The organism is Streptomyces sp. TP-A0874, assembly GCF_001748085.1.
In the GTDB taxonomy this organism is placed as follows: Bacteria; Actinomycetota; Actinomycetes; order Streptomycetales; family Streptomycetaceae; genus Streptomyces.
In genome coordinates, this window is record NZ_BBZK01000008.1 from 235137 (window position 1) to 247357 (window position 12221).

The following is a 12221-nucleotide window of genomic DNA, read 5'->3' on the forward strand; positions in this document are numbered from 1 at the left end:
TCGGCTTTTCTCCAGCTACACCCCGATTCCTGGGGGATCTGCCCGAACGGCGGCACTCACCTGCGGCCCCGGCCCCCGGCGTGCCCCCGATCCGATTTTTCGCCCTTACACATCGATACAGCTATATGCGCCTGAATGCGCCCCGGGCGGCAGGGGGCAGACTCCCGCGTACCCCGCCGGACGGTCAGGCGCCCCGGTCCGCCACCGGAGTGACGGTGGGTGACACGGGCCCCGGCCGCGGTCCGGCAGGCGGCCGGCCACCGGTCGAACGGATAGAAAGTGCGCAAGCCGGTGCCGCGACGACTGGGCGCGCGATGGCGAGCGGATCACCGAGCGGCGTCCTACGGCTTCGCGTCCAGGCGGAGGGAGGCAGACGACGCCGGACACCGCCCGTGGTCACACACCCGGTCGTTGGCAGGTGCAGCGAAAACACAGTCCCCTACAGCCTCAGGTGGTCCCCATGATTGGACGCATCCCCGTGCTGGACGTCGGTCCGAGCGTCGACTGCGGTCGCCGGCCGGCCAAGGCGGTGCCCGGTGAGCGGTTCGACGTCACCGCCACCGTCTTCCGTGAAGGACACGGGGCCGTCGGCGCCAACGTGGTGCTGCGGGACCCCTCGGGCGCCCCCGGGCCCTGGACCCCGATGCGGGAACTGGCGCCGGGCACCGACCGGTGGCACGCGGCGGTCTCCGCGGACCGGGAGGGCCTGTGGACTTACACGGTCGAGGCCTGGGGCGATCCGCTGACGACCTGGCGGCGGGAGGCCGAGCTGAAGCTCCCGGCCGAGGTCGACACCGCGGTGGTGCTCGCGGAGGGCGCCGAGCTGCACCGGCGGGCCGCGGCCGGCATGCCGGAGGGGGCGGGGCGGCAAGCCGTTCTGCGCGCCGCGGCGGCGCTGGAGGACGACCGGTTGGCGCCCGGCGAGCGGTTCGCCGGGGCGAGTTGCCCCGAGGCCGCCGCCGCGCTGGAGCGGCACCCGCTGCGGGAGACGGTCACCGCCTCCGCACCGCTGCGGCTGCGGGTCGAACGGCGCCGCGCCCTCTTCGGATCCTGGTACGAGTTCTTCCCGCGCTCCGAGGGAGCGGTGGTCGAACCGGGCCGGCCACCGGTCTCCGGCACGCTGCGGACCGCCGCCGGGCGGCTGCCGGCCGTCGCCGCGATGGGCTTCGACGTCGTCTACCTGCCGCCGATCCACCCGATCGGCACGGCGCACCGCAAGGGGCCCGACAACGCGCTCTCGGCCGGTCCGCACGACGTCGGCTCCCCCTGGGCGATCGGCTCACCCGGCGGCGGCCACGACGCCGTCCACCCCGACCTGGGCACGCTGGAGGACTTCGACCACTTCGTGGCCACCGCCCGAGGACTGGGGATCGAGGTGGCGCTCGACTTCGCTCTCCAGTGCTCACCGGACCACCCCTGGGTGCAGAAGCGTCCCGAGTGGTTCCGGCAGCGGCCCGACGGCACCATCGCGTACGCCGAGAACCCGCCGAAGAAGTACCAGGACATCCATCCGCTCGACTTCGAACAGGATCTCGACGGCATCCTGGCGGAGACCGAGCGGGTACTGCGGCACTGGATGGACCACGGGGTGCGGATCTTCCGGGTGGACAATCCGCACACCAAGCCGGTCGTCTTCTGGGAGCGGCTGCTTGCGGCCGTCGGCGAGACCGACCCAGACGTGCTCTTCCTCGCCGAGGCGTTCACCCGGCCGGCGATGATGCGCGCCCTGGCCGCGGTGGGCTTCCAGCAGTCGTACACCTACTTCACCTGGCGCAACACCAAGCGGGAGCTGACCGAGTACCTCACCGAGCTGAGCCGTGAGACGGCCGGCTTCATGCGCCCCAACTTCTTCGTCAACACCCCGGACATCCTCTCCGGCTACCTCCAGGACGGCGGCCGGCCGGCCTTCGAGGTACGGGCGGTGCTGGCGGCCACGCTCGCACCCTCCTGGGGCGTGTACGCAGGTTACGAACTCTGCGAGAACACCCCGGTCCAGCCCGGCAGCGAGGAGTACGCCCGCTCCGAGAAGTACGAGCTCCGCCCCCGCGACTGGGAGACCGCCGACCGTACGGGCCGGACCATCGCCCCGCTGATCACGGCGCTCAACCAGGTGCGCCGCCGTCATCCGGCGCTCCAGCAACTCCGCGATCTGCACTTCCACCGAGCCGACAACGAGGAGGTGATCGCCTACTCGAAACGGGCCGGCGACGACACCGTGCTGACCGTCGCCAACCTTGATCCGCACCACACCCAGGAGGCGACGGTCTCGTTGGACATGCCGGCGCTCGGCCTCGGATGGGACGAGGCCGTCCCGGTGCGCGACGAGCTCACCGGCGAGACCTACCACTGGGGCAGGGACAACTTCGTACGTCTGGAGCCGGGCGTCCGCCCCGCGCACGTACTGTCCCTGCGACCGTCCTCACCGATCGGAGGGTCACCCACAAAATGACCGTCAACGAACCGGTCCCCGACAAGTTCGAGGACACCCCCGCCAAGGACCGCGATCCCGACTGGTTCAAACGCGCCGTCTTCTACGAGGTGCTGGTGCGGTCCTTCCAGGACAGCAACGGTGACGGCGTCGGCGATCTGAAGGGCCTCACCGCCAAGCTCGACTACCTGCAGTGGCTGGGCGTCGACTGCCTCTGGCTGCCGCCGTTCTTCGCCTCACCGCTGCGCGACGGCGGCTACGACGTCTCCGACTACACCGCGGTGCTCCCCGAGTTCGGCGACCTGGCCGACTTCGTCGAGTTCGTCGACGCGGCGCACCAGCGCGGGATGCGGGTGATCATCGACTTCGTGATGAACCACACCAGCGACCAGCACAGGTGGTTCCAGGAGTCCCGCCGCGACCCCACCGGCCCCTACGGGGACTACTACGTCTGGGCCGACGACGACAAGCAGTACCCGGAAGCCCGGATCATCTTCGTCGACACCGAGGCGTCGAACTGGACCTTCGACCCGGTGCGGAAGCAGTACTACTGGCACCGCTTCTTCTCCCACCAGCCGGACCTCAACTACGAGAACCCGGCCGTCCAGGAGGAGATCGTCTCGGCGCTGCGGTTCTGGCTGGACCTGGGCATCGACGGCTTCCGGCTGGACGCCGTGCCCTACCTCTACGCCGAGGAGGGCACCAACTGCGAGAACCTGCCCCGGACCCACCAACTGCTCAAGCGGGTGCGGGCCGAGATCGACGCCCACTACCCGGACACCGTGCTGCTCGCCGAGGCCAACCAGTGGCCCGAGGACGTGGTGGACTACTTCGGCGACTACGCCGAGGGCGGCGACGAGTGCCACATGGCCTTCCACTTCCCGGTGATGCCCCGGATCTTCATGGCGGTCCGGCGGGAGTCGCGCTTCCCCGTCTCGGAGATCCTGGCCAAGACCCCGGCCATCCCGGCCGGCTGCCAGTGGGGCGTCTTCCTGCGCAACCACGACGAGTTGACCCTGGAGATGGTCACCGACGAGGAGCGCGACTACATGTACGCGGAGTACGCCAAGGATCCCCGGATGCGGGCGAACATCGGTATCCGGCGCCGGCTCGCCCCGCTGCTGGACAACGACCGCAAGCAGATCGAGCTGTTCACCGCGCTGCTCCTGTCGCTGCCCGGCTCGCCGATCCTCTACTACGGGGACGAGATCGGCATGGGGGACAACATCTGGCTCGGTGACCGGGACGCCGTCCGTACCCCCATGCAGTGGACACCCGACCGGAACGCCGGCTTCTCCTCCTGCGACCCCGGCCGGCTCACCCTGCCGACCATCATGGACCCGGTCTACGGCTACCAGGTGACCAATGTCGAGGCCGCCATGAGCAGCCCCTCCTCGCTGCTCCACTGGACCCGGCGGATGATCGAGATCCGCAAGCAGAACCCGGCGTTCGGCCTGGGCACGTACACCGAACTGCCCTCCAGCAACCCCGCGGTGCTCGCCTTCCTCCGCGAGGTGCGGATGCCCGGCGAGGAGGAGGACGACCTCGTGCTCTGCGTCAACAACTTCTCCCGGTTCGCACAGCCGACCGAACTCGACCTGCCGGCCTTCAACGGACGCCACCCCGTCGAGCTGATCGGCGGCGTGCGCTTCCCGGCCATCGGCGAGCTGCCGTACCTCCTCACCCTCGCCGGCCACGGCTTCTACTGGTTCCGACTTCGCCGGGCCGAGGAGGCCGCCGTCCTCCCCGGCTGAGTGCCGGTGGACGAACCCGCACCCGAGTCCGAGGGGGGCCTCGCCTCACGCGTTGCCGTCGGTCGTGACTGCTCCGCCATTACTCCCTCCTCCGCCTCGGAATCGAAGGCATCAATCTCCTCGGGCTTTCCGAACGAGGGTTCACCCACGGGCACTGAACGGCCGCCACCCGGCGGCAGGACCCGCGGCGCACCCGGCTGCCGCCGCGGGCCACGCCGCGAATAGTCCAATCGCCTTACCTGTTCGGACGACCTCCTCCGACACGTCCCGCACCACCCGACAGCCACCACGGCGATCCGGGACACTCTGCGCATCTGTGGTGTGTTCGGGAAAGGACGCGACGGCATGTCGGAGGGCTCGATCCGCGCCACCCCGTTCACCGCGGCCCGGACTTCTGAGGGCCGGACCGCGGGAGCGGCCCGGCCCTCCGGACCGTCCGGGAGCGGTGGGGACACCGACACCGGCGCCCCCTCGCGCGGCTCACCGGCACTCCGGGTCCCGCGCCGCGCCGGCCCCGCCCCGGACGGACCGCCGGACACCGCTCCGCACGGCAGCCCGGGGCTACTGCCCTCGCTCACCCCGCTACTGCGGGAGTGGCTGCCCCGGCAACGCTGGTTCGCCGGCAAGGGCAGTCCGATCACCGGCTTCTCCCTGGTGGCGGCGACCGAGATGCTGCCCTGCTCGGCCGGCGGCGCGGCGCCGGGCCTGCTCCATCTCCTGCTGCGGGCGGAACAGGCCGCCACCGCCGGACGGCAGCCCGCCGCCGACTGCTACCAGCTGCTGCTGGGCATCCGGAACTGCCTGCCGCCGCAACTCGCCGGCGCGCTGATCGGCCGACCCGCCGGTGGCCCGCTGCACGGCGCCGCGGTGTACGAGGCCCTCCAGGACCCCCGTCTGACGGGAGTCCTGCTGGAACGGCTGCGGGTGCCCGGCCGGCTCGGCACGCTCCACTTCACCCGCGCCCCGGGCTCGGCCATCGCCTCCGGACTGACCCCGCGGCTGATCACCGCCGAGCAGTCGAACTCCTCGGTGGTCTACGGGGACTCGTACATCCTCAAGATTTTCCGGCGCATCGGGTCCGGCACCAATCCGGACCTGGAACTCCCGCTGGCGCTGGCCCGGGCCGGCTGCGACCGGGTGCCGCATCCGACGGCCTGGTTCGAGGCGGAGGGCGACGAGGCACCTCCCGCTGCCGGGCCGGACGGCTCGGCGGACGCCCGGGAGAGCGGCGGGCGCGGTCCGGGCGGGCAGCGGATGACACTCGGCATCCTCCAGCCCTTCCTGCCCGGTTCCACCGACGGCTGGCAACTGGCCATGAACTCCCTCTCGGTACGCGCCGACTTCAGCGGGGCGGCCCGCGCGCTGGGCCGGGCCACCGCCGAGGTGCACACCGCCCTGGCCGCCGCGCTGCCGACCGGCACGCTGCACCGGACTCAGATCGAGCGCATCGCCGCCGGGATGACCCAGCGCTTGGAGGCCGCGGCCAGCGCGGTGCCGGCCCTGCGCCCGTACCGGGAGCGGCTGCGCACCGCCTTCGACGAACTCGCGTCGCTCGGCCGGCGGGGACGCACCTGGCACGCCCAGCGGATGCACGGTGACCTGCACCTCGGGCAGACGCTGCGCACCGCGCACGACGGCCGCTGGGCACTGATCGACTTCGAGGGCGAACCGGCCCGGCCGATCAGCGAACGCCGCCGGCTGCGGCCGGTCGCCCACGACATCGCGGGCATGCTCCGGTCCTTCGACTACGCGGCACGCAGCCAGACGGGACCGGACTCCGCGCGGTGGGCCCAGCAGTGGGTGCTGCACGGACGCGCCGCCTACTGCGGCGGCTACGCGGAGGCCGCCGGCAGCGACCCCCGCCACGAGCCCGAACTGCTGCGGGCGTACGAGACCGACAAGGCCGTCTACGAAGTGCTCTACGAGGCCCGGCACCGACCGCACTGGCTGCCGGTGCCGATGGCCGCCATCCGCCGGCTGGCCGGTGCGGCGGAGAGCGTCACGCCGTCCACCGCGCCGTCCCGTTGACCCACTGCCGCCCGCTCTTAGAGAGGCCCTGCCTGTGACCCCCCGCCCTCCGACCGCCCGAGAAGCGTCAGACGACCCCCCTCCCCCACCGCGCGGCACGGCAGCCGCCGCCGGGGCCGGCCGCGCCGGGGGCCCGGACGGTCCCCCCGCCGGCAGGAAGCGCACCGCCGGCAGCCGGTCGCCCCGGGCCAAGAAGTCGGCCGCCGCACCCGCCCGGTCGGCCCCCTCCGCCTCGACCGCCAGCACCGCCAGGTCCCGGAGTGCCGCCAAGTCGACGGGGCCGTCCTCCCGGAGTGACGGGAGCGCCCCGGCGAAGAAGCCGGCCCGCCCGTCGGCCACTGCGGCCGGCCGGCGCACCGCACCGGCCGGCAGGCGCTCCGGGAAGGCGGAAGCCGTGCCGGTCGGGCCCGCCGAAGCGCTGGACCGGGCCGAGCGCCGGCGGCTGCTCGACGGGGCGCACCACGACCCGCACCGCCTCCTCGGCGCCCACCCGGTCCCCGGCGGCGTCCGGTTCCGGGCCCTGCGGCCCACCGCTCGCTCGGTGCGACTGCTGCTCCCCGACGGGGCGCCGGCGGAGTTGCACGACGAGGGCGAGGGGCTGTTCGCGGGCGTCCTCCCGCTGAGCGGTGTGCCCGAGTACCGCCTCCAGGTGGACTACCCGGCCGCCGAGGGGGCCGACCCGGTCGTGCTGGAGACCACTGATCCTTACGGCCTGCTCCCGGCCCTGGGCGACTTCGATCTGCATCTGATCCGGGAGGGGCGCCACGAGCAGCTCTGGCGGGCGCTCGGCGCCCACCCGATGACCCATCAGGGGGTGGCCGGCACGCGTTTCACCGTCTGGGCCCCGAACGCCCGCGGGGTACGGCTGGTGGGCGACTTCAACTACTGGGACGGCACCGGGTCCCCGATGCGTTCGCTGGGCGCGAGCGGGGTCTGGGAGCTCTTCCTGCCGGGCGTCGGCGCGGGGGCGCTCTACAAGTTCGAGGTCGTCGCCGCGGACGGTTCGCCCTCCCTGCGCGCCGACCCGATGGCGCGCGCCGCGCAGTGCCCGCCCGAGACCGCCTCGGTGGTCACCGAGGCGCGCCACCGCTGGGGCGACGGGGAGTGGATGGCGCGGCGCGCCTCCTTCCAGCCGCACCGCTCGCCGATGTCGGTGTACGAGGTGCATCTGGGCTCCTGGCGTCCGGGGCTGAGCTACCGGGAGATCGCCGAGCAGCTCCCGGCCTACGTCAGGGAGCTGGGTTTCACCCACGTCGAACTGATGCCGGTGGCCGAGCATCCGTTCGGCGGCTCGTGGGGGTACCAGGTCACCTCGTACTACGCCCCGACGGCCCGCTTCGGCTCGCCGGACGATTTCAGGTACCTGGTGGACGCGCTGCACCGCGCCGGCATCGGGGTGATCCTCGACTGGGTGCCGGCGCACTTCCCGCGGGACGACTGGGCGCTGGCCCGGTTCGACGGCACCCCGCTGTACGAGCCGGTGGACCCGGCACGGGCGGAGCACCCCGACTGGGGGACACTGGAGTTCGACTACGGGCGTCCGGAGGTCCGGAACTTCCTCGTCGCCAACGCGGTCTACTGGTGCGAGGAGTTCCATGTCGACGGTCTCCGGGTGGACGCGGTGGCCTCGATGCTCTACCTCGACTACTCGCGGGCGGAGGGCGAGTGGACACCCAACGCCCACGGCGGTCGGGAGAACCTCGACGCCGTCGCCTTCCTCCAGGAGACGAACGCCACCGTCTACCGTCGCTGCCCCGGCGTGGTGACCATCGCGGAGGAGTCGACCGCCTGGGACGGCGTCACCCGCGCCACCCATCACCGCGGTCCGGGCGGTCTCGGCGGACTCGGTTTCGGCCTGAAGTGGAACATGGGCTGGATGCACGACTCGCTCGGCTACCTCTCGCGCGACCCGGTGCACCGCAGACACCACCACCACGAGATGACCTTCTCGATGGTCTACGCCTACAGCGAGAACTACCTGCTGCCGATCTCCCACGACGAGGTGGTCCACGGCAAGCGGGCGCTGGTGTCGAAGATGCCGGGCGACTGGTGGCAGCGGCGCGCCAACCACCGCGCCTACCTGGCCTTCATGTGGGCCCATCCGGGCAAGCAGCTGCTCTTCATGGGCCAGGAGTTCGCGCAGGGCGCGGAGTGGTCGGAGGGGCACGGACCGGACTGGTGGCTGCTTGACGAGACCTACCCCGCGGCGGCCGACCACCGGGGGGTGCGGGATCTGGTGCGGGACCTCAACCTGCGGTACGCCGAGCTGCCGGCGCTGTGGGAGCGGGACACCGAGCCGGACGGCTTCGGCTGGGTCGACTGCCACGCGGCGGAGGAGAACGTCCTCGCCTTCCTCCGTTACGACCGCTTCGGCAACCCGCTGCTGTGCGTCAGCAACTTCTCTCCCGTGGTCCGCCACGATTACCGCCTCGCGGTGCCGGCCGCGCCGGACCGTTGGCGGGAGCTCCTCAACACCGACGCCGCCGGCTACGGGGGCGGCGGCGTGGGCAGCCCGGAGCCGCTGAAGGCCGAGCCGATCCCCTGGCAGGGGCGGTCGACCAGCATCGCGGCCGTCCTGCCGCCGTTGGCCACCGTCTGGCTGGTCCCCTGCTGACGCCCGGCTCCCCGAGCCGGGAACGACCGCGGGCGGCGCGTTCGCCACGCGCCGCCCGCAGGGTGCCGGGGGCCGGTCTCCGACCGGTCTCCGGGGGTCGTCAGACCTCGACCGGCTCCTTGACGTCCCCGCCACCGCCCTGTTCGGGCACCTCGGCGGTCTGGGCCTCACCGTGGTCGTCGACCAGCGTCTGCTCGTCGAACGGCAGCCGGCCGGAGAGGACCTCGTCGAGCCGCGCCTTGTCGATCTCCTTGGTCCACGTGCCGACGAGGACGGTCGCCACCGCGTTGCCGGCGAAGTTCGTCAGCGCACGGGCCTCGCTCATGAAGCGGTCGATACCGACGATCAGGCCCACGCCGTCCACCAGCTCCGGCCGGTGTGACTGCAGGCCGCCGGCGAGGGTGGCCAGGCCGGCTCCGGTGACACCCGCGGCGCCCTTGGAGGCGATGATCATGAAGAGCAGCAGCGAGACCTGCTGACCGATGGAGAGCGGGTCGCCCAACGCCTGCGCCACGAAGAGCGAGGCCATGGTCAGGTAGATCGCGGTGCCGTCCAGGTTGAAGGAGTAGCCGGTCGGCACGGTGATGCCGACGACGGGCTTGCTGACGCCGGCGTGCTCCATCTTGGCGAGCAGCCGCGGCAGCGCCGACTCCGAGGAGGAGGTCGACAGGATCAGCAGGAACTCCCGGCCGAGGTACTTCAGCAGGGCGAAGATATTGACGCCGGAGACCACGCGGAGGACCAGGCCGAGGACGCCGAAGACGAAGATGAGACAGGTGATGTAGAAGCCGATCATGATGACGGCGAGCGATTTGAGGGCGTCGATGCCCGTGTCGCCCACCACCGCGGCGATGGCTCCGAAGGCACCCACCGGGGCAGCCCACATGATCATCGCCAGCACCCGGAAGACCAGCTTCTGGATGTGCCCGATACCGCGGATGATCGGTTCTCCCGCGGATCCCATGGCCTGCAGGGCGAACCCGACGAGCAGCGCGACCACCAGCGTCTGGAGCACCTCGCCGCCGGTGAGGGCGGAGACCATGGTGGTCGGGATGATGCCGAGCAGGAAGTCCGCGGTGGACTCGCTCGCACCGCTGGCCTGGGCCTCGCCCGCGCTGCGGGCCGCCTCGCTCAGGTGGAGTTCGACACCGGGCAGCATGTTGCCGACGACCAGGCCGATGGCCAGGGCGATCGTCGACATCACCATGAAGTAGCCGATCGCCAGCCCACCGACGGCGCCGACCTTGGCAGCCTTCCGGACGGAGCCGACGCCGAGCACGATGGTGCAGAAGATGACCGGCGAGATCATCATCTTGATGAGGTTGACGAAGCCCGTGCCCACGGGCTTCAGCTCCACGGCCACATCGGGGGCGAGCAGACCCACCACGGTGCCCAGCACCACCGCCGCGATCACCGCGAGGTAGAGGTAGTGGGTCTTGTCACGCTTTGCTCGGCCGCCGTCTGGCGGGGTCTGCGCAGCCACGGCTGCCTCCTCTGGCTTCGACGCCCTGGCGCGGCGACGCCGCTGCACAGGAGTACGAATCTTCTTCTGGACTGTGGTGACTATCCATGACCGTGTGAGGCCCGTCACCCTTACGTTCATTTCGTTCACGAACGTTTTACGGCGGTGATGCCCGAACGGGCACACTGGCTTCATGCGCATACCCGTCCCCCGTCCCCGCAGCCTGGCCGGGCAGCTCTTCGCCATGCAGGTCGTGCTGGTGGCGATCGTGGTGACGGGGTGCGCGCTGTTCGCCTACGTCAGCCAGCGCGGCGACGCCAGGGAGGCGGCGGCCCGGCAGGCGACCGCGGCGGCCAGGGCCGTGGCCGACTCCCCCTCCGTGACCGCGGCGATCCACTCCCCGGACCCCTCGGCCGCGCTCCAGCCCTACGCCGAGCGGGTGCGCAAGGACACCGGGGTCAACTTCGTCACCATCATGGATCCGGACGGCATCCGCTGGACCCATCCCGACCCCGAGCAGATCGGCCGGGGATTCCTCGGCAACACCGGGCCCGCGCTGCGCGGTGAGAGCTTCACCGAGACCTACACCGGCACTCTCGGCCCTTCGGTGCGCGCGGTGACCCCGATCCGGGAGGGTGACCGGATCACCGGTCTGGTGAGCGCCGGCATCACCGTCCAGAAGATCAGCGAACAGGTGCAGCGGCAGGTCACGGCACTGGCGCTGGTGGCCCTGGGCGCGCTGGCCCTGGGCGGCCTCGGCACCTACGTGATCAACGCCCGGCTGCGCCGCCACACCCACGGTATGAACGCCACCGAGCTCAGCCGGATGCACGACTACCACGAGGCGGTGCTGCACGCCGTGCGGGAGGGCCTGCTGATGCTGGACGGGGAGCGCCGGATCGCCCTGATCAACGACGGCGGACGCGAGCTGCTGGCACTCGGGGCGGACGCGGTCGGCCGGCATGTGACCGAGCTGGGCCTGCCCGCCCCGCTGACCGAGGCGCTGCTGGCCCCCGAGCCGCGCGTCGACGAGGTGCAGCTGACCGCCGACCGGGTGCTGGTGCTCAACACCTCACCGGTCTCCGGGGGCGAACGGCGGGGCACGGTGGTCACCCTGCGCGACCACACCGAGCTCCAGTCCCTCGCCGGGGAGCTCGACTCGGTCCGGGGTTTCACCGATGCGCTGCGCTCCCAGGCCCACGAGGCTGCCAACCGCCTGCACACCGTGGTGTCGCTGATCGAGATGGGCCGGGCGGAGGAGGCCGTGGAGTTCGCCACCGCCGAGCTGGAGCTGGCCCAGGCGCTGACCGACCAGATGGTGGCCGCGGTGGCGGAGCCGGTGATGGCCGCACTGCTGCTCGGCAAGGCCGCCCAGGCCAGCGAACACGGTGTCGAACTGGTGCTCGCTCCGGACAGCCGGGTCGACGACGGCGTGCTGCCGCGCTGCCTGCCGGCCGGGGACCTCGTGACCGTGCTGGGCAACCTGATCGACAACGCGGTGGACGCGGCGATGAGTCTCACCGGCCATCTGACGGCCGCGGCCGGCCCGTCGCCGGGCGGTGCGGCCACGCTCACCGCCCGGCGGCCCCAGGTCACCGTGACCGCCCGCACCGAAGGGGAGCGGCTGCTCCTCCGGGTGGCGGACAACGGCCCGGGAGTCGACCCGGACGCCGTCCACGAGATGTTCGAGCGGGGGTGGACGACCAAGGGGCGGAGCATGGACAGCGTGTCCGGCGGCCCGGTGGACCGGGCCGCCGGCGGCCTGAGGGCCCGGTTCGGCGGCGGCCTGGGCCACGGCATCGGCCTGGCCCTGGTCCGGCAGGCGGTGCGCCGCAACGGGGGGACGATCGAGGTGGCGGCCAGCGCGGACGGCGGGGCGGAGTTCACCGTCCTGCTCCCGCTCGGTGAGCCCGGAGCCGGATCGTGACCGGCCGC

Annotated in this window: 6 protein-coding genes; 5 read left to right on the forward strand and 1 reads right to left on the reverse strand. The window is 72.1% G+C overall.

What is annotated here, in order from left to right; genetic code table 11:
- Positions 1-460: 460 nt before the first annotated feature.
- From BGP73_RS15475 to glgB, 4 genes are all read left to right on the forward strand, one after another.
- The gene (locus tag BGP73_RS15475; RefSeq protein WP_069815168.1) at positions 461-2449 is read left to right on the forward strand and encodes an alpha-1,4-glucan--maltose-1-phosphate maltosyltransferase; all 1989 of its coding nucleotides are present in this window, start codon (positions 461-463) and stop codon (positions 2447-2449) included.
- Positions 2446-4182, forward strand: a complete 1737-nt coding sequence (gene treS, locus BGP73_RS15480) for a maltose alpha-D-glucosyltransferase (protein WP_069815170.1) — start codon at positions 2446-2448, stop codon at positions 4180-4182. Before BGP73_RS15475 ends, treS begins: the two co-directional genes overlap by 4 nt.
- 345 nt (positions 4183-4527) lie before the next feature.
- Positions 4528-6210 (forward strand): maltokinase N-terminal cap-like domain-containing protein, encoded by a 1683-nt coding sequence (locus BGP73_RS15485; RefSeq protein ID WP_170837845.1) that lies wholly within the window; start codon positions 4528-4530, stop codon positions 6208-6210.
- Between the two features lie 394 nt (positions 6211-6604).
- On the forward strand, positions 6605-8824 hold the full coding sequence (glgB, locus tag BGP73_RS15490) for a 1,4-alpha-glucan branching enzyme (RefSeq protein ID WP_069815172.1): 2220 nt from the start codon (positions 6605-6607) through the stop codon (positions 8822-8824).
- Positions 8825-8924: 100 nt separating this feature from the next.
- Here the strand turns inward: glgB and BGP73_RS15495 are convergent, their stop codons facing one another.
- Positions 8925-10307 carry a cation:dicarboxylate symporter family transporter gene (locus BGP73_RS15495; RefSeq protein WP_069815174.1) on the reverse strand — a complete coding sequence of 461 codons (1383 nt, stop codon included), beginning with the start codon at positions 10305-10307 and terminating at the stop codon, positions 8925-8927.
- Positions 10308-10479: 172 nt separating this feature from the next.
- Here BGP73_RS15495 and BGP73_RS15500 point away from each other — a divergent pair, with 172 nt between their 5' ends.
- The gene (locus tag BGP73_RS15500) at positions 10480-12213 is read left to right on the forward strand and encodes a sensor histidine kinase (protein ID WP_069815176.1); all 1734 of its coding nucleotides are present in this window, start codon (positions 10480-10482) and stop codon (positions 12211-12213) included.
- Positions 12214-12221: the final 8 nt, after the last annotated feature.

What these genes read in the sequence shown, in the direction of transcription:
- BGP73_RS15475 (WP_069815168.1), top strand. Translation starts at nt 461, where the DNA reads ATGATTGGACGCATCCCCGTGCTGGACGTCGGTCCGAGCGTCGACTGC.
- treS (WP_069815170.1), top strand. Translation starts at nt 2,446, where the DNA reads ATGACCGTCAACGAACCGGTCCCCGACAAGTTCGAGGACACCCCCGCC.
- BGP73_RS15485 (WP_170837845.1), top strand. Translation starts at nt 4,528, where the DNA reads ATGTCGGAGGGCTCGATCCGCGCCACCCCGTTCACCGCGGCCCGGACT.
- BGP73_RS15500 (WP_069815176.1), top strand. Translation starts at nt 10,480, where the DNA reads ATGCGCATACCCGTCCCCCGTCCCCGCAGCCTGGCCGGGCAGCTCTTC.